Genomic DNA, 26,703 nt, shown 5'->3' with positions numbered 1-26,703 from the left:
GTTGTCGGACCCGGCCGATAGGCTCGGGGGATCATGAGACTGCTGCACACCTCCGACTGGCACCTCGGCCGCGCGTTCCACCGGGTCAACATGCTCGGCGCCCAGGCCGAGTTCATCAGGCACCTCGTCACGACCGCGCGCGAACGCGAGGTCGACGCGGTGCTCGTGTCGGGGGACGTGTACGACCGGGCGGTGCCGCCGCTCGCCGCGGTCGAGCTGTTCGACGACGCCCTGCACCGCCTCGCCGACCTCGGCGTGCCCACGGTGATGATCTCCGGCAACCACGACTCCGCGCGCCGCCTCGGCGTCGGCGCCGGACTCATGGGCCGCGCCGGGATCCATCTGCGCACCGATCCGGCGACCTGCGCCACCCCCGTCGTCCTGACGGACGACTTCGGCGACGTCGCCTTCTACGGGCTGCCCTATCTGGAACCCGCTCTGGTCAAGGACGGCTTCGGCGTCGAGAAGGCCGGGCACGAGGCCGTCCTCGCCGCCGCCATGCGCCAGGTCCGCGCCGACCTCGCCACGCGCGCGCCCGGCACCCGTTCCGTCGTCCTCGCCCACGCCTTCGTCACCGGCGGCGAGCCCAGCGACAGCGAGCGGGACATCACCGTCGGCGGCGTGGCCGCGGTGCCCGCAGGCGTCTTCGACGGCGTCGACTACGTGGCCCTCGGGCACCTGCACGGCTGCCAGACCCTCTCCGAGCGCGTCCGCTACTCGGGCTCCCCGCTGCCGTACTCGTTCTCCGAGGCCGGCCACCGCAAGAGCATGTGGCTCGTCGACCTGGACGCGGCCGGGGCCGTCACGGCCGAGCGGATCGACTGCCCCGTGCCGCGTCCGCTGGCCCGGATCCGGGGGACGCTCGAGGACCTGCTCGCCGACCCGGCCCTGCGCGGGCACGAGGACTCCTGGATCGAGGCGACCCTCACCGACGCGGTACGCCCCGCCGACCCCATGGCCCGCCTGAGCGAACGCTTCCCGCACACGCTCAGCCTCGTCTTCGACCCCGAGCGGACACCCGGCGAGCCCGCGGTGTCCTACGCGCGACGGCTGGCCGGACGCGGAGACCAGGAGATCGCGGAGGACTTCGTGGCCCATGTGCGCGGCACCGGGCCCGACCCGGACGAACAGGCCGTGCTGCGCGACGCGTTCGACGCCGTGCGCGCGGACGAGGCTGTGCGGGAGGTGGCCCGGTGAGGCTCCACCGCCTGGACCTGACGGCCTTCGGGCCCTTCGGCGGCACCCAGACCGTCGACTTCGACGCGCTGTCCCACGCCGGCCTGTTCCTGCTGCACGGACCGACCGGCGCCGGCAAGACCTCCGTCCTGGACGCCGTCTGCTACGCGCTCTACGGCTCCGTACCGGGCGCCCGGCAGAGCGGCCAGGGCCTGACCCTGCGCAGCGACCACGCGGCGGCCGGCACCCGCACCGAGGTCCGTCTCGAGCTCACCGTCGCCGGACGCCGCCTGGAGATCACCCGCCAGCCCCCGTGGGAGCGCCCGAAGAAGCGCGGCTCGGGCACCACGCTCGACAAGGCCCAGACCTGGCTGCGCGAGTACGACCCCCGCGCGGGGACCTGGAAGGACCTCAGCCGCTCCCACCAGGAGATCGGCGAGGAGATCGCCCAGCTGCTCGGCATGAGCCGCGAGCAGTTCTGCCAGGTCGTGCTCCTGCCGCAGGGCGACTTCGCCCGCTTCCTGCGCGCCGACGCCGAGGCGCGCGGCAGACTGCTGGGCCGCCTCTTCGACACCCACCGCTTCGCCGAGGTCGAGAAGCGCCTCGCCGAACGGCGCCGCACCACCGAGACCCGCGTCCGCGACGGCGACGCCGCACTGCTGGCCGACGCCCACCGCATGCAGCAGGCGGCCGGGGACGCCATGGAGCTGCCCCACCTCACCCCCGGTGAACCCGGCCTCGCCGAGGCGGTCCTCGGAGCCGCGGCCGTCGCCCGCAGCACCGCCCGCGAGGCACTCACCGTCGCCCAGTGCGGCCTGAAGGCCGCCGAGGCCGCGCAGGCCGACGCCGACCGCGCCCTGTCCGACGTACGCGAAGTGGCGCGGCTGCAACGGCGGTTCGCCGAGGCACAGGAGCGCGCCCGGGCCCTCGAGGCACGGGCGGACGCGCACCGCGAGGCGCGGGCCCGCATGGAGCGGGGCCGCAAGGCCGAGGCGGTGGCACCGGCGCTCCAGCTGCGCGACGCCGCCGACGCCGAGCACCGCAGGGCGGCCGCCGCGCAGGCCCACGCGCGTGACCTGCTGCGGGACGCCCTCGGCGGCGACGCCCACCTGCGGACCGCGTTCGACGACGGCGGCGCGGCCGGATTCGCCGGCGCGGCACGCCGGGCCGCCGAGGAACTGGGCGGCCTGGAGTCGGCTCGCCGCGGCGAGCGCCGGCTGGCCGAACTCGTCGCCGAACGCGCCGGACTGGACCGCCAGGAGCGGGCCGACGACGACGTCCGGGCCGAGGCGGAGACCTGGCTGGCCGGCTGGGAGGAGACCCGGACCCGCCTCCAGTCGGCGATCGAGACCGCCCAGGAGGCCGCGCACCGCGCCGACCAGCTCGCCGCGCAACGCGAACCCGCCCGGCAGCGGCTCGCCGCCGCCCGCCTGCGCGACCAGCTGGCCGACGACACGGAGACGGCCGCCGCCCGTGCCGCCCGGGCCCAGGAGCAGGCCCTGACCGCCAAGGCGCACTGGCTGGACGTCAGGGAGCGCCGCCTCAGCGGCATCGCCGCCGAACTGGCGGCCCAGCTGCGGGACGGCGAGGCATGCGCCGTGTGCGGCGCCACCGAACACCCCGCGCCCGCCCGCAAGGACGCCGGCCACGTCGACCGCGAGGCCGAGGAACGCGCGCTGGCCGCCACCCGGGACGCGGAGGAGCGGCTCGCCGAGGCCGAGCAGCACCTCGGCACCGTACGCGAGGCGCTGGCCGCCGCCACCGCCGAGGCCGGCGACCTGCCGACCGACCGCCTGGCCGAAGCCGCCGACGAAGTGGAACGGCAGTACGCCCTGGCCCGCAGGGACGCCTCCGCGCTGCACGCGGGGCACGAGGAACTGCGCCGCGCCGAGGCGGAGCACGAGCGGCGCACCGCGGCCCAGCAGCAGGCGGCCGTCCGTGCGGCGGCCCGCGTCGGGCACCGCGAGCGGCTGGACCGCGAGCAGACCGGCCTGGAGGCGGAGCTGACGCAGGCCCGCGGCACCGCGACCAGCGTGGCCGCGCGCGCCACCCAGCTGGAGCGGCAGGTGGCGCTCCTCACCGACGCCGCCGACACCGCGCGCGCCGCCGAGGACACCGCCCGGCGCCTCAAGGACGCCGACGCCCGGCTGGCCGACGCCGCCTTCCGGGCCGGCTTCGACACCCCGCAGGAAGCGGCCGCCGCCCTGCTCGACGACGCGACCCACCGCGAACTGCAACGGCGCCTGGACGCCTGGCAGTCCGAGGAGTCGGCTGTCCGCGCGGTCCTCGCGGAGGCCGACACCGTGGCCGCCGCCCGGCGCCCCGCAGCGGACCTGGCGGCGGCGGAGAGCGCCGCCGAGGCCGCGGCCCGGCGCACCCGCGAGGCGGCCTCCGCCCGGGACGCGGCCGCCCGCCGCTGCACCGAACTCGACCGGCTCTCCACGCGCGCGGCGAGCGCGGTACGCCAACTCGCCCCGCTGCGCACGGAGTACGAACGGGTGGCGCGCCTCGCCGCCCTCACCGCCGGCACCTCCGCGGACAACGAACGCCGGATGCGGCTGGAGTCGTACGTGCTCGCCGCCCGACTGGAGCAGGTCGCAGACGCCGCGACCGTGCGGCTCCAGCGGATGTCGTCCGGCCGCTACACCCTCGTCCACTCCGACGACCGCACCGGCCGCGGCCGCAGCGGTCTCGGCCTGCACGTCGTGGACGCCTGGACCGGCCGGGAACGCGACACGGCGACCCTGTCGGGCGGCGAGACCTTCTTCGCCTCCCTCGCGCTCGCCCTCGGCCTCGCCGACGTCGTCACCGACGAGGCGGGCGGGGTGCGCCTCGACACCCTCTTCATCGACGAGGGCTTCGGCAGCCTCGACGACCAGACCCTCGACGAGGTCCTGGACGTCCTCGACTCCCTGCGCGAACGCGACCGCAGCGTCGGCATCGTCAGCCATGTCGCCGACCTGCGCCGCCGCGTCCACGCCCAGCTGGAGGTCGTCAAGGACCGGACGGGGTCGGTGCTGCGGCAGCGGGGTCACTGACCGACCGGGCGGCGCGGCAGCGGCGAGGAGTACACCACGCTCGTCGTCACCGAACCCAGGGCGCCGATCCGGCCCGAGACCTCCTCGAGGTGCCGCATGGAGCGGGCCACGACCTTGATGACGAAGCAGTCGTCGCCCGTGACGTGGTGCGCCTCCAGGACCTCCGGGGTCGCGGCGACCAGGTCGTGGAAAGGCTTGTAGTTGCCGTGCGGGTAGCGCAGGCGGACGAAGGCGAGGATCGGCAGCCCCAGCCGCTCGGGGTCGACGACGGCGGCGTACCCCTGGATGACGCCCGCCTCCTCCAGGCGGCGCACCCGCTCGGTGACCGCGCTCGCGGACATGGAGACGGCACGGGCCAGGTCGGCGTAGCTGGCGCGGCCGTCCCGCTGGAGGACGTCGAGGATGCGCCAGTCGGTGGCGTCCGGGGAATACGCGGTCATGGGGGAGGAATAGCAGGGGATTCACCGGTGGATCAAGCGAGGTGCCGGGGAACGGACCTTCAGGGGGGCGGCCGGCTTCCGTAGATTCTCGAGCATCCGATCAAGGCCGCCGATCCGTCCGAAGGGCACGACCATGACCGCCGCCGTCCCCGCCGTGAACCCCGTCCTGCGCGTCGCCCCCGCCGCGCCCGCCGAGGCCGCCGCCCACTTCAGGGCGAGCCTCGCCTTCCACGCGGACGTGTCCGACGTCGCCGCCGCGCTCGCCGCCGGCACCGACCCCGGGTTCGTCGTCGTCGACTCCCGGTCCACGGAGTCCTGGGACCAGGGGCACGTCCCGGGCGCCGTGCACCTGCCCACCGCGCTGATCCCCGAGCAGGCCGGGGACCTCCTCGACCCGTCCGTGCCCGTGGTGACGTACTGCTGGGGCCCCGGCTGCAACGGCGCGACCCGCGCCGCGCTGGCCCTTGCCGAACTCGGTTACCGGGTCAAGGAGATGCTCGGCGGGTTCGAGTACTGGGTGCGCGAGGGCTTCGAGTACGAGACCTGGCAGGGCCGGGAACACAGGCCCGCCGACCCGCTCACCGCGCCCTCGGGCGACGGGAACTGCGGTTGCTGAAAAGCCAGTTGGACACCGTGCGCCGAGCCGGCGCCCTGCGTGTAGGTTCTGCTGGCATGGTGACTTTCGCGGAACCGGGAACGCTGGAGTGGATCGAGTCGGGCGGAGGCCCGCTGATAGCCGTGCCGGAGACGGTGCTTCCGTTCTGGGCCGGCGCCGACGGCGACGAGACCGCCTCGGACTACGACCGGGCCTGCGAGGTCGACGCCCCCGTCGGCCTCCTCCCGGTCGGGGACGGCGCGGCACTGGTCCTCGGCGACGAACCCGCGTCCACCGCCTACCTCCCGGACCACGGCGTCTTCGTCCGGTGGTGCGCGGCGGACTCCGAGGCGGCCCTGCTCGCCGGGATCCCGTCCGCCCTGGCCACGGCGGACTGGGGGCGCGAGGTCCACTGGAAGGTGCCCGGCCCGGTGGTGCTGTTCGACTCGGCCTGGCCGGGACGGGAGACGGAACGGACCGAGCATCTGCGGGTCGGCCTCACCCCGGGCACCTACGCGGTCCGCGCCGCGCACGCCCGCCCCGGCCCCGAGACCTGGATGATCCTGGTCGAGCTGCGGAGGCTGCCGCAGGGGAACTCCGTGCGATAAGCAGGTGCGCGGCCCGGCGGCGGCCCGCATGATGATCTGTCATGTCGCGACTCCCGCACCCCGACCCCGACGAACTGCGCCGTGACCCGCTGCCGTTGCGCGGCCGCACCGCCCTGGTGACCGGCGCCAGCCGGCGCGGCGGCATCGGGCACGCCGTCGCCCGCCGGCTCGCCGCCCTCGGCGCGAGCGTCTATCTGCACCACCACGTCCCGCACGACGCCGCGATGCCCTGGGGCGCCGACCGCCCCGAGGACGTCGTGACGTCCGTGCGCGAGGCGCTCGGCGACCCCGGCGCACGGGTCGAGGCCGGACCCGGCGACCTCTCCGACCCGGGCGCGCCCGCCGAACTCGTCGCCACGGCCGCCTCGGCGCTCGGCGGACGCCTCGACATCCTCGTCGCCAACCACGCCCTCAGCGGCAGCGACGGCACGCTCGACGAGATCGACGCCGCGATGCTCGACGCGCACTGGGCGGTCGACACCCGCTCCGTGCTCCTCCTCGTCCAGGCCCACGCCCGGCTCCGGCCGGCGGCTCCCGGTGGACGCGTCGTCATGATGACCTCCGGGCAGGACATGGCGGGCGGCATGCCCGGCGAGATCGCCTACGCCCTGCAGAAAGGCGCCCTCGCCTCCATCACCCGCTCCCTGGCCGCCCCGCTCGCCGCGCGCGGGATCACGGTGAACACCGTCAACCCCGGCCCCGTCGACACCGGCTACCTCACCGGTGACGCGTACGACGCCGTCGCGGCCCGCTTCCCCGCCGGGCGGTGGGGGATGCCCGACGACCCGGCCCGCCTCATCGCGTGGCTCACCACGGACGAGGCGGGCTGGATCACCGGCGAGGTCATCAACTCCGAGGGCGGCTTCCGCCGTTGACCCCCGGCCCTGGGGATGTCTGACGATTCCCTACAGCGCGGCCAGCTCGTCCACCAAGTCGTCCAGGCCCAGCGAACCCTGGGACAGGGCCGCCATGTGCCACGCCTTGAGGTCGAAGGCGTCGCCGTGCCGCTGCCGCGCCTTCTCCCGGCCCTGCAGCCACGCCCGTTCGCCCAGCTTGTAGCCGATGGCCTGGCCCGGGATGGTCAGGTACCGGGTCAGCTCGCTCTCCACGAAGTCCGCCGGACGGCTGCTGTGCGCGCCGAAGAACTCCTGCGCCAGGTCGGGCGTCCAGCGCTCACCCGGGTGGAACGGCGAGTCCGCCGGGATCTCCAGCTCCAGATGCATGCCGATGTCCACGATGACCCGCGCGGCCCGCATCATCTGCGCGTCCAGGTAGCCGAGCCGGTGCTCCGGGTCCGTGAGGAAGCCCAGCTCGTCCATCAGCCGCTCCGCGTACAGCGCCCAGCCCTCGGCGTTCGCGCTGACCAGACCGATGGTGGCCTGGTAGCGGGAGAGGTTCCCGGCGACGTACACCCACTGCGCCAGCTGGAGGTGATGGCCGGGCACCCCCTCGTGGTACCAGGTCGAGACCAGGTCGTAGACCGGGAAACGGGTCTGGCCCATCGTCGGCAGCCAGGTGCGCCCCGGCCGGGAGAAGTCCTCCGACGGAGAGGTGTAGTACGGGGCCGCCGCGCCGCCGGGCGGGGCGATGCACGACTCCACCTTCCTTACCGGCTCGGCGAGTTCGAAGTGCGTGCCGTCCAGCTTCTCGATGGCCTCGTCCATCAGGCCCTGCAGCCAGTCCCGGACCTCGTCGACGCCCTCGATGTGCCGGCCGTGCTCGTCGAGGTGCGCCAGCGCCACCCACGGGGTCGACGCCCCCGGCAGGATGCGCTCGGCCTCCTTCTTCATCTCGCCGAGCAGCCGGTGGTACTCCGACCACCCGTACGCGTACGCCTCGTCCAGGTCCAGGTCGATGCCGTTGAAGTAGCGCGCCCAGCGGGCATAGCGCTCACGGCCCACCGTGTTCGGCGCGCCCTCGATCGCCGGGGTGTACACGTCCCGCATCCAGTCGCGCAGCTCCGCCACGGCCGCCGTCGCCGCCCGCGCCGCCTCGTCCAGCTCCGCGCGCAGCGCCTCGGGTCCGGCGGCGGCGAAGTCCTCGAACCAGCCGCGTCCGCCCTCCGGGCCCGCCCACTCGGTGAGCTGCTCCACGAACGTGGCGGCCGGCCGGGGCGCCGCGTACAGCTTCCGCTCCAGGCCCAGCGCCAGTGACTCCCGGTAGCCCGCGTAGGCCGCCGGTACCGCGCGCAGCCGCTCGGCGATCGCCGCCCAGTCCTCGTCGGTCTCGCTCGGCGTCACCGTGAAGATCTCGCGCACCGAGTGGGCGGGCGTGGCCATGTTGCCGACGGCGCGCAGACCCTCGTCGGCGTCGTGCACGGCCAGCTCCGCGGTGAGCCGTTCACGCAGCAGCCGCGCGCACCGGCGCTCGATGTCGCTGTCCGCGCCGGGCCCGCGCTCGGCCTCGTCGAGTCGCGCGAGCGTGGCGCGCTGAAGCCGGGCGAGCGCCTCCTGGCCGGCCGGGGACAGGTCGGGCAGCCTGCTGCTGCTCTCCTTCACGCCCAGGTAGGTACCGGTGAGCGGGTCGAGGGCGATGAGCTCGTCGACGTACGCGTCGGCGACCTCACGGGGCAGTGGAGTTTTGGTGTCGGACATGCCGCCATCCTCGTACGGCGGCCGCCCCCGCGTCAGCCCGGATCGGGTCGGCGGCGCCCGCCACCGGCCCGATTTCGCTCAGGGCGTGCCCCTCGGCGCGCCGGGTGGCAGCAGCGGCCCGCAGTCCCACTGCTGGAAGATCAGCCGTGTCTCCACGCGCGCCACCTCGCGGTGCGCGGTGAACTCGTCGAGGACCAGGCGCTGCAGATCCGTCATGTCCGCGACCGCGACATGCACGAGGTAGTCGTCCGGTCCCGTCAGGTGGAAGACGCTCCGGGACTCCGGCAGCGCCCGGATGCGCTCCACGAACGGGCCCACCAGCTCCCGTCGGTGCGGCCGGACCTGCACGGACAGCAGGGCCTCCAGACCACGGCCCAGCTTGGCGGGGTCCAGCCGGAGCTGGTGGCCGAGGATCACGCCCGAGCGGCGCAGTCGCGTCACCCGGTCCAGGCACGTCGACGGCGCCACCCCGACCTGCGCGGCGAGGTCCCGGTAGGTGGCCCGGGCGTCGTTCTGCAGAAGCCGCAGCAGATGCAGGTCGACCGGATCGAGTACGACAGATTCCGCCATTGGCCGAACGTAACACGGGATTCGACCGCATGTATCCGGTCACTGTTCACCCTTCCGCTCATGGACCCTTCGAGCAGGGAGGCGTACGAGCGGATGTCCGGGTACGACGACGCACGCACCGCAGCAAGAGCACTCGCCACCGAGGCCGTGCACGCCGGCCGCGACGACCTCGCCCGGCAGGGCCTGCACGCCCCGCCGATCGATCTGTCCACCACCTACCCGTCCTACGACAGCCGCGCGGAGGCCGCCCGCATCGACGCCTTCGCGGCCACCGGAGCCGAGCCGGACGGACCGCCCGTCTACGGCCGCCTCGGCAACCCGACCGTCGCCCGCTTCGAGACCGCCCTCGCCAAGCTGGAGGGGACCGACGCGGCGGTCGCCTTCGCCAGCGGCATGGCGGCCCTGAGCGCGGTGCTCCTCGTGCGGGCCTCCATGGGCCTGCGGCACGTCGTCGCCGTACGCCCGCTGTACGGCTGCAGCGACCACCTCCTGACCGCCGGGCTGCTCGGCTCCGAGGTGACCTGGACCGACCCCGCGGGCATCGCGGACGCGCTGCGCCCGGACACCGGTCTGGTGATGGTGGAGACCCCTGCCAACCCGACGCTGGCCGAGGTCGATCTGCGGGCCGTCGCCCACGCCTGCGGCTCGGTGCCGCTGCTCGTCGACAACACGTTCGCCACGCCCGTCCTGCAGCGTCCCGCCGAGCACGGCGCGCGGCTGGTGCTGCACAGCGCCACCAAGTACCTCGGCGGCCACGGTGACGTGATGGCGGGGGTCGTGGCCTGCGACGAGGAGCTCGCCGGACGGCTGCGGCAGGTTCGCTTCGCCACCGGCGGCGTCCTGCACCCGCTCGCCGGCTACCTGCTGCTGCGCGGCCTCGCCACCCTCCCGGTGCGGGTCCGCGCCGCGTCCGAGAGCGCCGCCGAACTGGCCCGCCGGCTGTCCGCCGACCCGCGCGTCGCCCGGGTCCACTACCCGGGCATCGGCGGTGCCATGGTCGCCTTCGAGGTGAAGGGCGACCCGCACGAGGTCATCGCCGGCGTCCGCCTGGTCACCCCGGCCGTGAGCCTCGGCAGCGTGGACACCCTCATCCAGCACCCGGCGTCCATCAGCCACCGCATCGTCGACGCGGACGACCGCCGGGGCGCCGGTGTGAGCGACCGGCTGCTGCGGATGTCCGTGGGCCTGGAGGACGTCGACGACCTGTGGGCCGACCTGGACCAGGCGCTGGGCGGGGTGTCCGTTCGCGCCGCCGGCAGGTCCGCCGACGAAGGGGCGGCCGGCAGGCCGGAACCGGCCGGCGCCCACTGAACCCCGGCACGGGCCCCGCTCTCGTCGTCCTGACGGGGGGAGAGCGGGGCCCGTACCGGTTTGCTCACCGACGCGTCAGGGCGCCCATGTCCCTTCGGTGCACGGCCTAGCCGAGGTCCCCGGTGCCCGACAGGTGCGGGGCGGCCGGGCGCGGTGCCTCCAGCCGGGCGGTGATCACCAGCGTGCCCTCCTCGATCTGGTAGTCGAGGGGCAGGCCCAGAGAGCGCATCGCCGCGACCATGCCGGTGTTGGACGCCTGGGTCACCGCGTAGACGCTCTCGCAGCCCGCCTCGACGGCCATCGCCACCAGCCGGGCCAGCAGCTCACCGCCGATGCCGCGCTGCTGCCAGGCGTCCTCGACGAGCAGCGCGACCTCCGTCTCGTCGCCGTCCCAGAGCAGGTGGCCGAGGCCGACGATGCGGCCGGAGGCCGTCCGCACGGCGAGGGTGCGGCCGTAGCGGGGGCTCAGCAGATGGTTCAGATAGCGGTCCGCGTCCCCGACCGGACCGTGGTAGCGCATCGAGAGCGTCCGGGCCGAGCAGCGCTCGTGCATCTCCCTGGCCGCCTGGAGGTCGCCGTTGTCGGCCCGGCGCACGGAGATCGCGCCCCCCTCGGGGAGCGTCAGGACGTCGTGGCCGGCCGGGACGCGCGGGCCGAGCCGGGCGTCCAGCTCCACCAGCGCGCGCGCCCGCGCGAACTCGGTCGGCGTGAACGGCAGATACGGACGCTCCACCGTGATCACCCCGCCCTCCGGCGCCCGCAGCCGCATCACGGTCTCCTCCAGCACGCCCTCCACGGGCACCGGCGATGGCCCCCGGCCTCCCATGACGGGTGTGCCGGGCAGCTGACGGATGGTGCACCGACCCAGCAACTGCCGCAACGCCAGTGGCAGTTCCGCCGCGTCCAGCGCGGTCCGGGTCGCGAGGCCCAGGACGCGGGTCGGCGCGTCGACCAGGTCGTGGGTGTCGGCCCGTTCGATCCAGGCACGGGTGCCACCGGCCGCCGCGACCGCGCCGACCACACCGTCCCCGTCCACATCGCCCGGCGCCCGCAGCAGGAACTCGTCCACCGTGCCCTCGGCCAGCGGATGCGTCTGGAGGCTGAGGATGTCCACGCCGAGCCGAGCGAGTGCCGTGCACAGCGCGGCCAGGGAGCCCGGCTCGTCCTTCACCGTCGTCCGCATCCGCCACAGCACGCTCTGCGCGCGCCGCCGCGTCACGGCCTCGGCCGGGTGGGTGTCCGGCTCGGACCGCCCGGCGCGCTCGGGTGAGCGCGGCCGGGCACCGGTATCGCTCGCAGGGGGTGCGTGGCCGTGGCGGCGTGTCCACCGTGCGCGGACGCCCGACGCCACCAGCAGCGTCGCCGCGAGGGCCGACAGCGCCGCGGAGAGGGGGAGGGGCCAGGCGTCGGACCCGTGTTCCAGCAGATGGGTCACGACGCCGGTCACAGCCGCCGTCGTCAGCAGGGCGGCCAGGCGTACGGCGTCGCGCCGCCCGGCGTGGACCGGGCGGCCGTTCTTCGCTCGTGTCACATCACATATGTCTCGGCTCATGCAGCCACTGTGAAGGAACGGTGTTGCGTGATCACGAACGTTTTGTGACCGGGCGGTAAAGACCCACTTTGTCCCTTCTTCTACTATTCTCTTGTCAAGTAACTGTTCCGCGGCGGGAGTTCACGCGGCCGGCTCGGTCTCCAGCGCCGTGCGCAGCCTTCGCGCCTGTTCGACCAGCCGGGACGACCCCCGCCGGTCCGCGGTGTGCGCCAGATGCGCCACCTCCCCGCGCGCTCCGGTCCGCTCGGCGCACTCCGCGGCGGCGGCCAGCAGATCCGCGAGCCCTCGCGCCGGAGTCGTCGCCGTGCCCGTCGCCAGATCCGCCAGGAGCACCGGCAGGGTGTGCCGCAACGTGTCCCAGACGGTGCCGTACGCGCCCGTGGACATCGCCGTGCGTATCGAGTCGACGAGCCGCGACGGCTTCACGACCCCACGCCGGGCGAGGTCGCCGAGGTCCGCGCCCAGTCCGGCCGCGTCCAGTTGCCCGCGCGACGCCAGCACCAGCAGGGCGTCGACCGACGCCAGGCGGTCCTCGGGATGCCGTGCGCCGAGCCCGTGCGCCACGGCGAGCCGCACCGCCGCACCGGCCTCCCCGTCCGACTCGGCGAGCAGCGGCAGGATCGCCGCCTCTCCGCGGCTGTCGTGGATCGCCGTGAACGAGACGTCGCGCAGCATCCGGACCGCCACCAGCTCCCGCGCCTCGGGAAGCGCCGCGAGCCAGTGCGGGCGCACGCCGTCGTGCCAGTGGTAGCAGGACCAGCGTGCCGCGTCGCCGCTCACCGGCAGGCCCAGCGTGCGGAATCCGTCCGGGAGACCGTCCAGGAACTCGGGTATCCCGTCCGCCTCCACCAGGACACGGTCCTGCGACGTCCGGCGCCTCACCATCGGCGTAGGGGGTGCCGAGGCCAGCCACTCGGCCAGCCGTGTCCCCTCGGCCGTACCCAGAGCGGCCGCCCGCTCCGCCGCCGCGCCGGCCCGCTTCCGGTCGCCGCGCCGGACCCGGAGCAGCGCCTGCGCGAAGTCGGCCCGCGACACCCGCGCCCCGAGACGCCGGTACTCCTCGAGACGTGTCACCAGGTCCTCCGGCTCCAGCAGTCCCGTGCTCCAGGTCGGCGTGGAGAGGAGGAACGGCAGGGGCTCGGTGCGGATCCGGAAGGCCAGCTCCCAGATCCGGGTCTCGAAGGCCCGGATGAGCGGGGCGTGGCCGCACTGGTCACTCGCGGTCCTCAGGGCGACGGCACTGCGGAGGGCGGCGGTGGGGATCGCGCCGGCCACTGCGGCCAGGAGGAGCTCCAGCGCGTGCGACGGACCGACCAGCCCGTAGGGGCCGGTGAACGAGGACTCGACCGGATGGCGCACCGTATCCGGCTGGTACCACCAGCGCTGGGCCAACAGCGGCGCCAGCGCCTCCAGCAGCCCCTCCCGGTCCCGGTGCGTCTCGCGCACCAGCCCGTCGACGGTCCGCTCGAACGCGGCCACGTCGCCGCCGGACGCCAGCAGCACCCCCACCTCCTCGGCGAGTTCCGTCGCCGACGCGGGCGCCGGCTCCAGCCGGACCGGCTGCGGCGCGGGTGGCAGCACCTCCTCGTAGGCGAGCGGCTCCGGCGCGTCGAGGGCGACTCCCAGGACGTCGGCGGCCCGCTTGCGCAGCGTGGGGATCAACTGCTCGGCCGCCGACCGCAGTTCGCCGCGGACCACGTCCGTGCCGATCGTCCGCCGGTGCCGCTCGACCAGCTTCAGCGCCCGTTCCTGCACCTCGGAGTCCTCGTGCCCGAACGCCTGGGCGGCGGCGGGCAGCAGCTCGCCGGCCGACGACGCGTCACGGGCCAGTACCTTGCCGAGCAGGATCAACTGGGCGCGTACCAGCTTCTTCTCGGTGCGGAACAGCACGGCACCCGACATCTCGGCCAGCCGGCGCGCGGGCAACTCGCCGTCCAGGGCCAGCGACGCCAGCACCGACTGTGCGTGCGCGGCCACCACGGACGGCCCGTCGGAGGCCAGGGCCAGCCAGTCGGCGACGCGGTCCCGCTCCTCGTCACGCGTCAGCGCGAACGCCTGCAGCACGCCCAGGAACACCCGGTGATCGGCGGCCGGCCCGCCCCGCAGCAGCCGGGCCACACAGGCGTCGACCGTCGCCCTTCGGTCCAGCGTCCCCTCGGCGGTGAGCCGGGCGAGCGCTCCGCTCCAGCCGTTCTCGCCCCCGTCCGACGCCCAGGAGAGCCGGTTCCCGATGTCGGCCGTCTCGAACAGCGCGGCCACCAGCTGCGTCAGATGCGGGTCCTTGCGCAGCCGGTCCAGGATCGTGTCGCCGCGCTGCCAGACATGACCGATGTGATCCACCCAGCCGTGCACATACGCCTCGGTCGTCGGCACCGGGCACCCGGACAACCGGACCAGACCCGCCATCAGCTCGTACGGCACCCGGGAAGTGAGGGGTCGGGCGGCCAGGCGGTGCGCCACATCGGCGAGCCAGGCGGGGGAGCGGTCACCCAGCAGGTCGATCAGCACTCCGGGGGACGCGGACCACCAGCGCATGTCGGAGGCGGCGATCCAGGAGGCCACCGCGGCGGCCCCGGTCTGGCACGCAGCCCCCGCCGCGTGAAGAGCCGGATAGACGCGGCGCGCCTGAGCGGTCCACGGATCGGCCCGCAGCTCCTTGCGCAGCGACCGCAACTCGGGGAACGCGGCGCGCCGCTCGGCGTCCGTCATTCCGTCGAGGAGGCTCACCACGTCCGCCGAACGCCCCGCCCGTACCGCTTCGACCAGCGAACTCATCGTGTACCCCCGGCCTTCGCCATGCCGCGCTCCTCGACGGAGGCGCCTCGCCGCACCATCCGGACCGCGAGCGCATGCTTGCACGGCCCGCGCCCGCCCCGGTACTTGGCCCACCACAGACAGCTGCAGCTGAGCACCCCGGACGCGTCACGCACCCGGTGCACGTGCCCGTCCTCGGCCGTCACCGTGCCGATATCGCCCTGGAGCGTGACCGCCCCGGCCGCGACCAGGGCCCGTGCCGCCCGCAGCCTCGGGTTGTGACGCTCCGCCCGCTCGGCGTCGTACGGCAGCTCCCGGTGGAAGTACGCCGCCTCGGCCGTGTCGTAGCCAACCCGGCCCGAGGTGCCGAGACGGACCAGCGCCGCCCGCACCCGGTCGGCCGTGAGCCCGGAGGCGGCCGCCAGGTCGGCCACGTCGATCCGGGGCTCCCATGCCAGGAGCACCGCGACCAGCTCCGCGTCCTCGGCGGCCTCGTCGGTGGCGAGCGCGTCCAGGACGCCGCCCTCCCCGGAGAAACCGCGCGCGGCGTCGGGCGACAGGGTCAGGGTGAGCCGCATCCCCGGGAGCACCGCCTCCCACGCGCTCGCCGTGCCGCCCGAACCGCCGCTGAGCGCGGGGCCGTACACCCGTAGCGCGGTGGCGTGCCGCAGCACCCGTTGGAGGGTGACCAGCCGCTCGGGGCCGGGCAGGCACACCGCCCCCGGCACCGCACGGGTGGTGGGCCGCAGGCTCTTCCCGGCGGGCACGACCCAGCGCGCTCCTCCCGACGCGCCGCGGGCACCGCCGCGCGGGAGCGAACGCAGGAACCGCACCGCCTCGGCCGCGGGCAGCTCCGCACGCAGATCGAACCCGGCCGCCAGGACCTGGGCCTCCGCGAAGCCGCGCAGCCAGCGGTCCGGCAGGGGGACCTTCTTCTCCACGACGGGGCCGTCGACCGTCGTCACCGCCAACTCCTCCGGACCGACCCGCAGATGGAGCGGATCGTCCGCCCCGATCCGCGACAGCGCCTCCCGCAACGGGTTGTTGACGTCGACGTTGGTGGTGCCGTGCCCCACCTCGCCGCCGTCGAGGCCCGGTTCCAGCACGTCCAGGCGTGCGTACACCCCGCAGCAGCCGGAGAAGGACTCGAAGCGCAGCCGGTCTCCGTTGCCCGTCACCACCGGGTCCAGGGAGGCGGCCAGCTGCCGCTGGTAGTAGCGGGTGGCCGCCACGTCGGCCACCGCGAGCAGCCCGGCGGACGCCACCTGAGGAGACGTCAGGAAGCCGGTGAAGAACCGCGGGTGGTCCTCGACGCCGGAGGGTGTCGCACCCCGGGACGTCTCGAGTCCCAAGTGCTGTCCGTCCGCCGCGGAGCGCAGCGCGGAGGGTCGGCGATAGGCCACGGCCTGGAGAGATCGCGTCATGGGAAAGACCGTAGAGGCGACCACTGACAATCGCGCCGACCTGCGAGGACGCCCCGGATCGGCGGTCTCGCCGCGTCGGGTGAGCCGCCGCCTGAGCCGTCTCGCCGCGTCGGGCGAGCCACCGTCTCAGCGGTCTCGCGGCGTCCGGCGAGCCACCGTGCCGGCGGTGTCGCGCGTCCGGCGGCCGTGCCGCGCACCGGGGGATGACGCCGGCGCGCGACACGCCCTCCAGGGTAGAGGAGTCACTGACCGACGCGGCCCGGCTGGAGGACCTTGGTGAACAGCACGGTGCCGTCCGACTCGCGCAGCCGCACGGTCAGTTCGCCGCTGCCGCCGTCGATGTCGACCTCGCCGAAGAACTGGTAGCCGCCGGCCGGCCCGACGTTGGACACCGTGGGCGCCTTCACGAAGACCCGCTCCGGGCCGAAGGTGCCGTCGAGTGCGCTCGCCGGGAAGGCTCCCGCGTTGAGCGGACCGGACACGAACTCCCAGAACGGCTCGAAGTCACCGAAGGCGGCCCGCGACGGCTGGTAGTGCTGCGCCGAGGTGTGGTGCACGTCGGCGGTCAGCCACACCGTGCCCGTGATCCGGCGGTGCTTGATGAACCGCAGCAGTTCGGCGATCTGCAGCTCCCGCCCGAGCGGAGCCCCTGGATCACCCTGCGCGACGGCCTCGATGTCCGGCCTGCCGTCTCCGGTGTCCGGCACCACGAGACCCAGCGGCATGTCCGAGGCGATCACCTTCCACACCGCCCGCGAGCGGGCCAGTTCCCGCTTCAGCCAGGTCAGTTGCTCGGCGCCCAGGATGCCCTGGGGGTCGGTGGGCTGATCGCCGGGGGAGTTGGCGTTGCGGTGACTGCGCATGTCGAGCACGAACACGTCGAGCAGCGGGCCGTGGTGCACCACCCGGTGGACGCGGCCCGACGGGCGGCGCAGCGTGGACACCGGGAAGTACTCGGAGAAGGCCCGCCGGGCCCGCGCGGCCAGGACGTCGACGTTCTTCTCCGTGTAGCGGGCGTCGGTGAGGATCTCACCGGGGTACCAGTTGTTCAGCACCTCGTGGTCGTCCCACTGGACGATCGAGGGCACCTGTGCGTTGAACCGCCGCAGGTTCACGTCGAGCAGGTTGTAGCGGAAGGCGCCGCGGAACTCGGTCAGCGTCTCCGCCACCTTGGACTTCTCCTCGGTGGTGACGTTCCGCCAGACACGGCCGTCGGGCAGCGTGACGGACGACGAGATCGGGCCGTCGGCGTAGATGTTGTCGCCGCTGCACAGGAAGAAGTCCGGATCGAGCCGCGCCATCGCGTCGTAGACACGGTAGCCGCCGAAGTCCGGGTTGATGCCCCAGCCCTGCCCGGCCAGGTCGCCCGACCACAGGAACCGCACCCCGTCGCGGCGCCGTGCGGACGCCGTACGGAACGTGCCGCTGACCGGTTCGCCGGTGCGGCGCGGGTCGTCGGGGTCGGCGAGCAGCACCCGGTAGTGGATCTGCTCCCCGGAGGGCAGGCCGTGCAGCCGCGTCGTGCCGGTGAAGTCGGTGCCGGCGCCCAGCAGCGGGCCGTGCCAGCGACGCGTGCGGCGGAACGACTCGGTGGCCGAGGTCTCGACGATCATCCGCGCCGGGCGGTCCGACCGCACCCACACCAGACCCGAGTCCGTCGTCACGTCGCCCGTCTGTACGCCCCAGCCCGCTCTGGGCCGCCCGGACCGGGCGAAGGCCGGTGCGGAGCCTAGGGCCGTGGGCAGGGTGAGGGCCGCCGACGCGGCCAGCGAGCCGCGCAGAACGCCGCGGCGGTCCGGGAGCGGAAGGGACATGGCAAGCCTCCAGGGGCGTGATCCGGCCGGTGTGCAGAGCCACAACTACTGGTGCGCCTGGGCGTCGACGGAAACCACAAGTGAACAACCGGCCCCGCCCGGGAGGGAACCGGGCGTCTCCCCGGACGGACGCCGGGCGCACGATTCCGGCCGGTGCCGTACCGAACCTCGGAACGGCCGCCTCCCCGTCAGCGCGGCGCCACCGCCTGCGCCATCACCCGCACCCCCGCCCGTATCCGGGCCGGCGACAGATGCGCGTACCCCAGCACGAGGCGCACTCCCGCCTCCTCCTCGCCGCCCCCGGCACGGGCGTGCGTGCAGTGCGTCAGCGGCTGTACGGCGACCCCGGCCGCCGCCACGCGCGCGAGGAACCGTTCTTCGGGGCCGTACCGCTCGGGCAGCGCGGCGATGACGTGCAGCCCCGCCGCGATCCCGGTGACGCGTGCGCCGGGGAAGTGCTCGTCGAGCGCCGCGACGAGCGTGTCGCGGCGCTCCCGGTACGCCCGCTGGCAGCGCCGCAGCTGCCGGTCGTAGTCGCCGCGCTCCACGAACCGCGCGAACACCGCCTGGTCGAGCGTGGGATGACCGAGATCCAGGGTCCGTTTGCGCTCGACGACCTCCTCGGCCAGCGCCTCCGGCACCAGGAGCCAGCCGAGCCGCAGCCCGGGTGCGAGGGATTTGCTCACCGACCCGGCGTAGGCGACGCGTTCCGGGTCGAGTCCCTGGAGCGCTCCGACGGGCGCCCGGTCGTAGCGGAAGTCGCCGTCGTAGTCGTCCTCGAGCACGAACCCGTCGACGGACCGCGCCCAGTCGAGCAGTTCGGCCCGGCGGCGGGCGGAGCAGGCGATGCCGGTCGGGAACTGGTGGGCGGGTGTCGTGACGACGCACCGCACTCCCGAGGCCCGCAGTGGGCCCGGCGCCGGGCCCTCGTCGTCCAGGGGCAGCGGCACGGCCCGCACCCCGGCGGCGGCGTACAGGGCGGCGTGCTGCGGGCTTCCCGGGTCCTCGACACCGACCTCACGGATACCGCGCGCGTGCAGCACGAGGCCGAGCACCGCCATCGCCTGCGACACCCCGGACAGCACCACGATCCGCTCGGGATCGGCGACCACGCCCCGGCGGCGCGCCAACAGCGCGGCCAGCGCCGTGCGCAGCCGGGGCAGCCCACGCGGGTCCGGGTATCCCAGCTCGTCGTGGGGGAGTTCGGTCAGGACGGCGCGCTGGGCCGCCGCCCACGCGGCCCGCGGGAACAGCGACACGTCCGGCGACCCGGGCACGAAGCCGGCCCGGTCCCCGGCGGGGCGGGGCGCGAGGTCCCGCGCGCGGGCCGGGGCCGACCGCGCGGCACCCCCCACCCAGGTCCCGGCCCCCCGGCCGCTGCGCAGATACCCCTCCGCCGTCAGCTGCTCGTACGCCTCGGTGATCAGCCCGCGCGACACTCCGAGGTCGGCGGCGAGGTCCCGGCTCGACGGCAGCCGCGTGCCGGGAGCCAGCCGTCCCGATCGCACCGCCTCGCGCAGCGCCTCCCGCAGGGACCGGCCACGCGCGCGTGGCGGTGCCGCGACCGCGGGCAGCAGGACCTCCCAGGCGGCCGAGGAGCCCGCCCGCCGCGAACCGTCCGCGGCGGACGACCCGGCGTCCCAGGCCGTGTCCCGCGCGGAATTGGTCTCCGATGACGTCATGGAAGTGGACCTTAAACCGGGCCGCCGCCCTTCCTAGCGTCACTGCCATGAACGCCACCACCACGCGCGGCGCGCTGCTCGCCGCGCTCGCCTGCGTCCTCGTCGGAGGATCCTTCACCGCCAACAGCCTGCTCGGCGACTACCCCTACGCGGGCGGCCAGTTCCTGCGCTACGCGCTCGCCTGCCTGCTGCTGGTCCCGCTCGCCGGGCGCGGCGCCGCCGCGCGGCTGCGCGCGCTCACCGTCCGCCAGTGGGCGCGCCTCGGGGTGCTCGCCGCCGTCGGCATGCTCGGTTTCAACCTCGCCGTCCTCGCCGCCGAACGTACGGCGGAACCCGCCGTCCCCGGCGTCTTCGTCGGCTGCGCCCCCGTGGCCGTGGCCGTCCTCGTCCCGTTCCTGGACGGCCGCCGCCCGCAACGCGCCGTGCTGTACGGCGCGGCGCTCGTCGCGGTCGGCGCGTTCACCGTGCAGGGGTGGGGCCGTACGGACGGCACCGGCATCGCCTTCTCGGTGTGTGCGCTGGTCGGCGAGGTGGGCTTCGCGGTCCTCGCCGTACCCGTGCTGCGGCCCCTCGGCCCGCGTCTGCTGTCCGCGACGGTCTGCGGGGTCGCCGCCGTCCAGGCCGCGCTGGTCGGGCTGCTCGCGGACGGCACCGCGTGGCTGCGCCGGCCCGACGCGACCGAGACCGCCGCGCTGCTGTGGCAGGCGGCGATAGTCACCGTCGTCGGGTTCGTGTGCTGGTACATGGGCATGCAGCGCATCGGCGCCGAGCGGGCCACGCTCTTCTCCGGTCTCATCCCGGTCGCCGCCGCCTGCACCGCCCCGCTGGCCGGGACCGGCTCCTACGGCGCGGTCCAGGCCCTCGGCAGCGCCCTGGTCGGCGCCGGAGTCGCCCTGGGCTCCGGCGCGCTCGGGCCGCGCCGCGGGTCAGCGGCTGCCGTCGAGGATGACGCGCGCGACCAGGGCCGGGTCGTCGTTCATGGGGCAGTGACCGCAACCGGGCAGCCGGACGAGCCGCGCCTTGGGGATGAGCCGCTTGGCGCGCACGCCCTGACGGGGGATGAGCAGCCGGTCCCGGCTGCCCCAGGCCACGGTCACCGGGATGCCGGGGAGGTCGTCCAGGAACTGGACCGACCCGCCGGACCTCAGGGTCTGGTCGAAGCCCGTGGCGCCGGCCAGCGCGAGCGTCTCGGCGACCACGGCCTCCGGTGAGCGGCGGCCCGGGCGGGCGTAGATGGTGCTGGTCAGCGCCGCCCGTCCGGCCGCCGACCGGGACAGCCGCTCGACCAGCGGCAGCGGCATCCGCCGGGAGATGTGTCGCATGGCGAGCAGGACGCCGAAGGCGTAGCGCCGCTCCGCCGGGGACCAGAAGCCGGCGGGGGACAGGGCGGTGACGGACCGTGCGAGCTTCTCGCGGCCCAGCTCCAGGGCGATCAGGCCGCCCAGCGAGTTGCCCGCGACGTGCGGGCGGTCCAGCTCCAGGGCCTCGCAGAGGGCGCCGAACACGGCCGTGGTCGTGGCCAGGTCGTAGGCGAGTCCGTCCGGCAGGCCGGGGGAGGCCCCGAAGCCGGGCAGGTCCACCGTGATGACCTCCCGCTCGGTCGCGAGGATGTCGAGCACCGGGTCCCAGACCTGCCGGTGGTGACCGATGCCGTGCAGCAGGAGCAGCGGTTCGCCGCGTCCCACGCGCGCGTAGTCGACGGTCACGTCGCGCGGCCCGAGGGGCGACGCGACCTGGAAGGAGACGGTGGCGGACATGGCGGTGCTCCTACTCTGAACCCGGCTGGACACGCCGACGGACGGCCGTAGACAGCTTGTCAGCAATTGCTACCGACGGGTAGACCCCTGCTACCCGTGGGTAGTTCCGACGTGCGCCACCGAGTGGACGTCACGCGGCCGCCGCCCGAATCGCCTGGACACGTCCCCCCGCGCCGGGATGGGATGGTGCCGTGACCACCGATGCCGAGACCGATGTCTTCGAAGAGCACCGCCCCGTCCTCCTCGGGGTCGCCTACCGCATGCTCGGCCGGGTGGCCGACGCGGAGGACGTGGTCCAGGAGGCGTGGCTGCGCTGGTCCCGGGCCGACCGGTCCGAGGTGCGCGAACCACGCGCCTACCTGGTCCGCGTCACCACCCGCCTGGCCATCGACCGCCTCCGCCAGGTCAAGGCGCGCGGCGAGAGCTACGTCGGCCCGTGGCTGCCGGAGCCGTACGTCACCGACTTCGGCGACCGCGTCCCGGACACCGCCGAACGGGCCGTCCTCGCCGACTCCGTGTCCCTCGCCGTCCTGATCGTCCTCGAGTCCCTGTCGCCGCTGGAACGGGCCGTGTTCGTCCTCCGGGAGGCCTTCGGCTACCCCTACGCCGAGATCGCCGCCATGCTCGAGCGCGGCGAGGCGGCGGTGCGTCAGCTCGCCGGTCGCGCCCGCCGGCACGTCGAGGAACGGCGGCCCCGGTACGAGGTCGACCCCGCCGAGCGGCGCGACCTGACCGAGCGGTTCCTCGCCGCGGCCGCCGGCGGCGACCTCGAAGGGCTCATGTCCCTGCTCGCCCCGGACGTCCGGCTCATCGGCGACAGCGGAGGCAAGGCCAAGGCCCCGCTGCGAGTCCTGGAGAGCGCCGACCACGTGGGCCGTTTCCTCGCGGGCGTCGCGCAGAAGGGCATCGCCGACGCGGGCTTCCGGTACGTGGAGATCAACGGCGGCCCCGCGTTGCTGGTCCTGTCCGGCGGCAGGCCCGACAGCGTCTTCCAGGTGGACGTCCTGGACGGGCGCATCCAGGCGGTCTACGTCATCCGCAACCCCGACAAGCTCAAGGCCCTCGCAGACGTCTGACGGACGGCCGGCAGGCACGTGAGGGCGTGATCACGGTCCGTGAGTGGTCCGGGTGATTGGTATTGACCAAGGGTGTGGGCCGCCCTATGGTCGCTGACAAGTGCAACAACCTTTAATAAACAAGGCGCTGAAACGCCGGGCCACGGCGATTGCGGAGGACAGGGTGGGGACCACGCAGCTCGAAACGGTGCCGGAACCGAAGTACTGGCATCTGAGGACCGTGCTCAGCGAGGCACTGGAATCGGAGTTCTCGGTGGGCGAGATCCTGCCCAACGAACGTGACCTGGCGGCCCGCTTCGGCGTCGCCCGGGCCACGCTCCGCCAGGCACTGGAACAGCTCGAACTCGAAGGCAGGCTGCAGCGCCGCCGCGGTGTCGGCACGACCGTCGCGCCGCCGCGCGTGGGCGTGGCCGTGGGCACCGAGCAGCACGCCTGGCCGGGGGCCGCCGAGGACGGCTGGCAGGCCACGGACTGCGCCCTCGCGGCGCCGCCCGCCGCCGTCGCCGACGCCCTGGTGACCGGCACCGACGAGCCCGTGCACACCGTCCGGCGCTCCCGGGTGACCCACGGTCAGCCGGTCGCCGCCGAACTGCTCTACGTCCCGCAGCCGTCGGTGCCCGACCTCTCCGCCATCGACGCCCCGTCGGGCGCCGCACGCGCGCGTGCCGTGCTGCGCGAGCTCCAGCGCCTGGAGCTGGAGGGACGGGAGAGCGCGGTCGAGCTGGGCTCGGCCCGCGCCGACGACGCCAGGGAACTCGACCGGCTGCCCGGGGCGCCGGTGCTCGTCGTGACGACCCGTTACCTCGCGCACGGCAGGACCGCGGCGCTCTCCGTCGCCACCTACCGCGCCGACACCTGCCGGCTGACCTTCGGCGACACCGGAGGCGTGGAGATCCACCAGGACCCGGAGCGCCGGGCCTCCTGACGAGGTGACGGCCCGCGTCCCAGGCCCGAGGCTCCGGGACGCGGGCACGCTCACCGGCGGCCCGTGACCGTCCCCTCCACCGCGAACAGCTGCTCCTCCACATGGTCGAGGGCCAGCCGCAGCGCTCCCGTCGCCACGGCGGCCTCGCCGAGCAGCGACAGCGCCACGTTCGGCGGGCGCAGGCAGTAGCGGGACAACTCACGCCGCAGCGGCTCCAGGACACCGTCCAGGCCGGCCGCCCAGCCCCCCACCACGACCAGCTCCGGATCCAGCGCGAGGACCAGGGCGGCCACGTCGTGCACGAGCCGCTGGATGAACCGCTCGACGGCCTCCAGCGCGCGCGGATCGCCCTCACGGGCCTGGGCGAACACCGCCGCCACCGCCCGCTCGTCGAGCGGACGCAACGGCTCGTCCGTGGTCGACAGCAGCGTCTCCGGCGTCGCCTCACGGCCCAGCATGTGCAGCGCGCCGATCTCCCCGGCCGCGCCGCCGAACCCGCGGTGCAGCTTCCCGCCGATGAGCGAACCGGCGCCCGGGCTCAGCCCCGCCAGCACGAACACCACGTCGTCGGACTCGGTCGCCGACCCCTTCCAGTGCTCGGCGACCGCCGCCGCGTTGGCGTCGTTCTCCACCAGCACCGGGCACTTGAACGACCGGCTCAGCCGCTCACCCAGCCGCAGCCCGGTCCAGCCCGGCAGCGCCGCCCCCAGCCGCACGGTGCCGTCGGCCTCCACGATGCCCGGCGTCGCCACCCCGACGGCCCGCAGCGAGCCGCGCGCGACCCCGGCACGCCGCAGCAGCTCCACGACCGCCGTCCGGACCTTCTCCATCCGCTCGTCGGCCCCGGCCGCCTCGTCGACGTCCTTGGTGGTGGCGCCCATCACCCGGCCGTCCAGGTCGGCGAGCAGGGCGGCGACCCGGTGCGCGCCGATGTCCAGGCCCAGCAGGTGTCCCGCCTCGGCACGGAACCGGAACCGCCGCGCGGGCCGGCCCTGCCGGCGGGCGACACTGTCGTCGGCCGCCTTCTCGACGACGTACCCCGCCTCGATCAGCCCCTCGACGACCCCCTCGACGGTGGGCCGGGACAGTCCCGTCACCCGGGTGATCTCCGTCAGCGTGGCGGCATCCGTGGCACGCAGCGCGTGCAGCACCACCGCGGAGTTGATCCTTCGCAGCAGCGAGGGATCCCCACCGGTCAGCTGCCCCAAAGGTCCGTCCTCCCAGCTCGTGCGCGTGTTGGGCGGATGCTACTCGTCGGCGCCCACCCCTGCGAGTGCCGGGCGTCACACCGGACATGCGCCGCTCATCACCCCCGTGTCTCACCCCGGCGCGACGAACCCCGACTCGTACGCCGTGATCACCGCCTGCGTGCGGTCGCGCGCCCCCAGCTTCGCCAGCACGGCGCTCACATGCGACTTCACCGTCTCCGTGCCCACGACGAGCCGCTCGGCGATCTCGGCGTTCGACAGCCCACGCGTCATCAGGCGCAGGACGTCGGCCTCCCGCTCGGTCAGCCGGGCCCGCTCCAGCGCCGCGCGCGCCGCACGATTGCCGCCGCCGTCCCCGTAGCGCGCGGCCAGTTGCCGCACCGAGGCGGGGAACAGCAGCGACTCGCCCGCGGCGACCAGCCGCACCGCGTGCACGATCTCGGCCGGGCGGGCCCGCTTCAGCAGGAAGCCGTCCGCACCGGCGCGCAGCGCCTCGTAGACGTACTCGTCGTTCTCGAAGGTGGTGATCACGACGATCTTCGGCGGCTCGGCGACCGTGCGCAGGACCGCGCGCGTGGCCTCGATGCCGTCCAGCAGCGGCATCCGTACGTCCATCGCGACGACGTCCGGACGCAGCTCCCGCACCAGCGGGATCACCGCCGCCCCGTCGGCGGCCTCCCCGACGACCTCGATGTCGCCCTGCGCCTCGAGCACGGCCCGCAGACCCGCGCGCACGAGTGGTTCGTCGTCGACGAGAAGCACGGTGACCGGCATCCCGACAGGCTAGGGGGTGTCTTGTCGATCAGGCCGGGTCGGCTCCCGGTGTCTGGTGCCGTGCATCGCAAGGGAGGAGGGAGTCGATGCGGCGCATCGGCGACCGACGACAACGCGGCGAGGCGCGGTGCCAGGCGCCGGGAGCCCGGCCTGATCGACAAGACACCCCCTACGGCCTTTCGTCTGGATCACCTCACGGGCAGCTCGACGTGCACCCTCCAGTCGTCCCCGACGGGTCCCGCGCTCACGCGGCCACCCAGCAGGGCGGCCCGCTCGTGCATGCCCCGCAGGCCGCTGCCCCTTCCCGGCTCCGGTGTGTCCGCGGGCAGGGGATTGCGCACGTCGAGCCGGAGGACGGCGCCCTCGACGCTGACACGGACCCGGGCCGGCACGGGCCCCGCGTGCCGCAGCACGTTGGTCAGCGACTCCTGCAGGATGCGGTAGCCCTCCCGGGAGACCGGTCCCGGCACGCCCTCCAGAGACCCCGTCAGATCGGCGTCCACCTCGGCGCCGGACGCCCGCGCCGACTCCAGCAGGCGGCCCGCATCCGTCAGCGTGGGCCGGGAGTCCGCGGGCTTCCCGGAGTCCCGCAGGACGCCCAGGACACGCTCCAGGTCCTCCAGAGCGGCCCGCCCCGTCTCCTCGATGGCGTCCAAGGCCAGCCGCGTGAACGCGGGATCGTCCGCCGCGCGGGCCGCGCCCGCCTGGAGCACGGCCACGGTCAGCGCGTGCCCGATCGAGTCGTGCAGCTCCCGGGCGATACGGGTGCGTTCCAGCAGCTGCTCCGTGCGCTCCTCCAGGGCGGCCAGCCGCTCGGCGGGGGAGGGCCCGAGCAGCCGCACCGCCAGAGCCGTGATCAGCCGGCCCGCGCCCCACACGGTCGCCGCCAGCACCGCGAGCAGCACGGGCACGAGCAGGATCCGCCACGCGAGCGCCGGACCGAACGGGGGGACGATCCCGCCACCCGCCCGGGAGGTCACGGCCGCCGACACCAGATCCGTCACGGTGAAGAGAAGTCGGGCGATCAACGCCACGGAGGAACAGCCGAGGAGGAACCGCGCCTCCAGCCACAGCACGAGCCGCCACCGGTCCGCCCAGGTCGCGGACGGCGCGACGACGATCCCCGCGCTGTCGCTGTCGTGACGGTGCCCGGTCAGCAACAGCCGTGCCTGCAGCCCTTCGACCGTGCGCATCGCCGGCACCAGCCCGGCGGGGACGAGCGTCGCGGCGGCCAGCGCCCAGATCCACCACGCCTCCTGGATGAAGATCAGCATCGCCGGCCACACGACGGTCACGAACAGGTGCAGCAGCCGTGTGTACGTCACCGCCCGGCCGAACGGGCGCAGCAAACGGACCATCGCGTCATCGTGCCAGGCACCACCGACAACGCACCTCCCCCGCACGG

20 protein-coding genes and 1 pseudogene are annotated in these 26,703 nt (G+C 74.6%); 9 read left to right on the top strand and 12 right to left on the bottom strand.

The features are described 5' to 3' along the window. Positions 1 to 33 precede the first annotated feature (33 nt). Both ADL34_RS03940 and ADL34_RS03935 read left to right on the top strand, forming a co-directional pair. A complete protein-coding gene (locus tag ADL34_RS03940; RefSeq protein WP_062668118.1) occupies positions 34 to 1,197 on the top strand; it encodes an exonuclease SbcCD subunit D in 1,164 nt (387 codons plus the stop codon). After that, positions 1,194 to 4,214 carry an AAA family ATPase gene (locus tag ADL34_RS03935; protein ID WP_062668117.1) on the top strand — a complete coding sequence of 1,007 codons (3,021 nt, stop codon included), beginning with the start codon at positions 1,194 to 1,196 and terminating at the stop codon, positions 4,212 to 4,214. The genes ADL34_RS03940 and ADL34_RS03935 overlap by 4 nt, the downstream gene beginning before the upstream one ends. Here ADL34_RS03935 and ADL34_RS03930 read toward each other — a convergent pair. After that, positions 4,208 to 4,654 (bottom strand): Lrp/AsnC family transcriptional regulator, encoded by a 447-nt coding sequence (locus ADL34_RS03930; protein WP_062668116.1) that lies wholly within the window; start codon positions 4,652 to 4,654, stop codon positions 4,208 to 4,210. The genes ADL34_RS03935 and ADL34_RS03930 overlap by 7 nt on opposite strands. 133 nt (positions 4,655 to 4,787) lie before the next feature. Here ADL34_RS03930 and ADL34_RS03925 point away from each other — a divergent pair, with 133 nt between their 5' ends. The 3 genes from ADL34_RS03925 to ADL34_RS03915 are packed head-to-tail and all read left to right on the top strand — an operon-like array spanning position 4,788 to position 6,732. Beyond that, positions 4,788 to 5,270 carry a rhodanese-like domain-containing protein gene (locus tag ADL34_RS03925; protein ID WP_062668115.1) on the top strand — a complete coding sequence of 161 codons (483 nt, stop codon included), beginning with the start codon at positions 4,788 to 4,790 and terminating at the stop codon, positions 5,268 to 5,270. A gap of 56 nt (positions 5,271 to 5,326) precedes the next feature. Next, complete coding sequence (locus tag ADL34_RS03920) at positions 5,327 to 5,857, top strand: immunity 21 family protein (RefSeq protein ID WP_062668114.1); 531 nt, start codon at positions 5,327 to 5,329, stop codon at positions 5,855 to 5,857. Positions 5,858 to 5,898: 41 nt separating this feature from the next. Next, positions 5,899 to 6,732 carry an SDR family oxidoreductase gene (locus ADL34_RS03915; RefSeq protein ID WP_062668113.1) on the top strand — a complete coding sequence of 278 codons (834 nt, stop codon included), beginning with the start codon at positions 5,899 to 5,901 and terminating at the stop codon, positions 6,730 to 6,732. Between the two features lie 30 nt (positions 6,733 to 6,762). Here ADL34_RS03915 and ADL34_RS03910 read toward each other — a convergent pair whose 3' ends face one another. Further along, positions 6,763 to 8,451, bottom strand: a complete 1,689-nt coding sequence (locus tag ADL34_RS03910; protein WP_062668112.1) for a DUF885 domain-containing protein — start codon at positions 8,449 to 8,451, stop codon at positions 6,763 to 6,765. Between the two features lie 78 nt (positions 8,452 to 8,529). After that, positions 8,530 to 9,021, bottom strand: coding sequence for an Lrp/AsnC family transcriptional regulator (locus tag ADL34_RS03905; protein ID WP_062668111.1), 492 nt, complete (start codon positions 9,019 to 9,021; stop codon positions 8,530 to 8,532). Between the two features lie 93 nt (positions 9,022 to 9,114). Here ADL34_RS03905 and ADL34_RS03900 point away from each other — a divergent pair, with 93 nt between their 5' ends. After that, on the top strand, positions 9,115 to 10,332 hold the full coding sequence (locus ADL34_RS03900; protein ID WP_107115623.1) for a trans-sulfuration enzyme family protein: 1,218 nt from the start codon (positions 9,115 to 9,117) through the stop codon (positions 10,330 to 10,332). A 106-nt stretch (positions 10,333 to 10,438) separates the two neighbouring features. Here the strand turns inward: ADL34_RS03900 and ADL34_RS03895 are convergent, their stop codons facing one another. The 5 genes from ADL34_RS03895 to ADL34_RS03875 form a co-directional block, all read right to left on the bottom strand. After that, positions 10,439 to 11,884 carry a GNAT family N-acetyltransferase gene (locus tag ADL34_RS03895; RefSeq protein WP_062668109.1) on the bottom strand — a complete coding sequence of 482 codons (1,446 nt, stop codon included), beginning with the start codon at positions 11,882 to 11,884 and terminating at the stop codon, positions 10,439 to 10,441. 120 nt (positions 11,885 to 12,004) lie between these two features. Further along, complete coding sequence (locus tag ADL34_RS03890) at positions 12,005 to 14,659, bottom strand: DUF6493 family protein (RefSeq protein WP_062668108.1); 2,655 nt, start codon at positions 14,657 to 14,659, stop codon at positions 12,005 to 12,007. Then, a complete protein-coding gene (locus ADL34_RS03885) occupies positions 14,656 to 16,062 on the bottom strand; it encodes an SWIM zinc finger family protein (protein ID WP_062668107.1) in 1,407 nt (468 codons plus the stop codon). Before ADL34_RS03885 ends, ADL34_RS03890 begins: the two co-directional genes overlap by 4 nt. Positions 16,063 to 16,304: 242 nt before the next feature. Continuing rightward, positions 16,305 to 17,876, bottom strand: coding sequence for an alkaline phosphatase D family protein (locus ADL34_RS03880; RefSeq protein WP_062668106.1), 1,572 nt, complete (start codon positions 17,874 to 17,876; stop codon positions 16,305 to 16,307). A gap of 188 nt (positions 17,877 to 18,064) precedes the next feature. After that, the gene (locus ADL34_RS03875) at positions 18,065 to 19,558 is read right to left on the bottom strand and encodes a PLP-dependent aminotransferase family protein (RefSeq protein ID WP_062668105.1); all 1,494 of its coding nucleotides are present in this window, start codon (positions 19,556 to 19,558) and stop codon (positions 18,065 to 18,067) included. Here ADL34_RS03875 and ADL34_RS34505 point away from each other — a divergent pair. Next, a pseudogene (locus tag ADL34_RS34505) lies at positions 19,549 to 20,394 on the top strand (DMT family transporter); the annotation flags it as partial. The gene ADL34_RS03875 and the pseudogene ADL34_RS34505 sit on opposite strands and share 10 nt — an antisense overlap. A 90-nt stretch (positions 20,395 to 20,484) precedes the next feature. Here the strand turns inward: ADL34_RS34505 and ADL34_RS03865 are convergent. Next, the gene (locus ADL34_RS03865) at positions 20,485 to 21,315 is read right to left on the bottom strand and encodes an alpha/beta fold hydrolase (protein WP_062668104.1); all 831 of its coding nucleotides are present in this window, start codon (positions 21,313 to 21,315) and stop codon (positions 20,485 to 20,487) included. Positions 21,316 to 21,506: 191 nt separating this feature from the next. Between ADL34_RS03865 and ADL34_RS03860 the strand changes: the two genes are divergently transcribed. After that, positions 21,507 to 22,391, top strand: a complete 885-nt coding sequence (locus ADL34_RS03860) for an RNA polymerase sigma-70 factor (RefSeq protein WP_062668103.1) — start codon at positions 21,507 to 21,509, stop codon at positions 22,389 to 22,391. A gap of 163 nt (positions 22,392 to 22,554) precedes the next feature. Next, the gene (locus ADL34_RS03855; protein WP_062668102.1) at positions 22,555 to 23,316 is read left to right on the top strand and encodes a GntR family transcriptional regulator; all 762 of its coding nucleotides are present in this window, start codon (positions 22,555 to 22,557) and stop codon (positions 23,314 to 23,316) included. Positions 23,317 to 23,366: 50 nt separating this feature from the next. Here ADL34_RS03855 and ADL34_RS03850 read toward each other — a convergent pair whose 3' ends face one another. The 3 genes from ADL34_RS03850 to ADL34_RS03840 all read right to left on the bottom strand — a co-directional run bounded on the left by ADL34_RS03850 (position 23,367) and on the right by ADL34_RS03840 (position 26,656). Further along, positions 23,367 to 24,524, bottom strand: coding sequence for an ROK family protein (locus tag ADL34_RS03850; RefSeq protein ID WP_062668101.1), 1,158 nt, complete (start codon positions 24,522 to 24,524; stop codon positions 23,367 to 23,369). 111 nt (positions 24,525 to 24,635) lie between these two features. Next, positions 24,636 to 25,298: a response regulator transcription factor gene (locus tag ADL34_RS03845; protein ID WP_062668100.1), complete on the bottom strand. Its 663-nt coding sequence runs from the start codon at positions 25,296 to 25,298 to the stop codon at positions 24,636 to 24,638. A 188-nt stretch (positions 25,299 to 25,486) separates the two neighbouring features. Beyond that, on the bottom strand, positions 25,487 to 26,656 hold the full coding sequence (locus ADL34_RS03840; RefSeq protein WP_062668099.1) for a sensor histidine kinase: 1,170 nt from the start codon (positions 26,654 to 26,656) through the stop codon (positions 25,487 to 25,489). Positions 26,657 to 26,703: the final 47 nt, after the last annotated feature.

The sequence above is a fragment of the Streptomyces sp. NRRL WC-3605 genome, from assembly GCF_001509795.1.
GTDB classification, from domain to species: Bacteria; Actinomycetota; Actinomycetes; order Streptomycetales; family Streptomycetaceae; genus Streptomyces; species Streptomyces viridochromogenes.
The sequence above is the reverse complement of the archived record's forward strand: the minus strand, read 5'-3'. Positions and strand labels throughout refer to the sequence as shown.

Bases quoted from the DNA above. Each gene is read 5' to 3' on its own strand.
- ADL34_RS03895 (WP_062668109.1), bottom strand. From the start codon at position 11,884: ATGAGCCGAGACATATGTGATGTGACACGAGCGAAGAACGGCCGCCCG.
- ADL34_RS03885 (WP_062668107.1), bottom strand. From the start codon at position 16,062: ATGACGCGATCTCTCCAGGCCGTGGCCTATCGCCGACCCTCCGCGCTG.
- ADL34_RS03865 (WP_062668104.1), bottom strand. From the start codon at position 21,315: ATGTCCGCCACCGTCTCCTTCCAGGTCGCGTCGCCCCTCGGGCCGCGC.
- ADL34_RS03840 (WP_062668099.1), bottom strand. From the start codon at position 26,656: ATGGTCCGTTTGCTGCGCCCGTTCGGCCGGGCGGTGACGTACACACGG.
- ADL34_RS03900 (WP_107115623.1), top strand. From the start codon at position 9,115: ATGTCCGGGTACGACGACGCACGCACCGCAGCAAGAGCACTCGCCACC.
- ADL34_RS03890 (WP_062668108.1), bottom strand. From the start codon at position 14,659: ATGAGTTCGCTGGTCGAAGCGGTACGGGCGGGGCGTTCGGCGGACGTG.
- ADL34_RS03925 (WP_062668115.1), top strand. From the start codon at position 4,788: ATGACCGCCGCCGTCCCCGCCGTGAACCCCGTCCTGCGCGTCGCCCCC.
- ADL34_RS03940 (WP_062668118.1), top strand. From the start codon at position 34: ATGAGACTGCTGCACACCTCCGACTGGCACCTCGGCCGCGCGTTCCAC.
- ADL34_RS03910 (WP_062668112.1), bottom strand. From the start codon at position 8,451: ATGTCCGACACCAAAACTCCACTGCCCCGTGAGGTCGCCGACGCGTAC.
- ADL34_RS03845 (WP_062668100.1), bottom strand. From the start codon at position 25,298: ATGCCGGTCACCGTGCTTCTCGTCGACGACGAACCACTCGTGCGCGCG.
- ADL34_RS03915 (WP_062668113.1), top strand. From the start codon at position 5,899: ATGTCGCGACTCCCGCACCCCGACCCCGACGAACTGCGCCGTGACCCG.
- ADL34_RS03930 (WP_062668116.1), bottom strand. From the start codon at position 4,654: ATGACCGCGTATTCCCCGGACGCCACCGACTGGCGCATCCTCGACGTC.
- ADL34_RS03880 (WP_062668106.1), bottom strand. From the start codon at position 17,876: ATGTCCCTTCCGCTCCCGGACCGCCGCGGCGTTCTGCGCGGCTCGCTG.
- ADL34_RS03920 (WP_062668114.1), top strand. From the start codon at position 5,327: ATGGTGACTTTCGCGGAACCGGGAACGCTGGAGTGGATCGAGTCGGGC.
- ADL34_RS03875 (WP_062668105.1), bottom strand. From the start codon at position 19,558: ATGACGTCATCGGAGACCAATTCCGCGCGGGACACGGCCTGGGACGCC.
- ADL34_RS03905 (WP_062668111.1), bottom strand. From the start codon at position 9,021: ATGGCGGAATCTGTCGTACTCGATCCGGTCGACCTGCATCTGCTGCGG.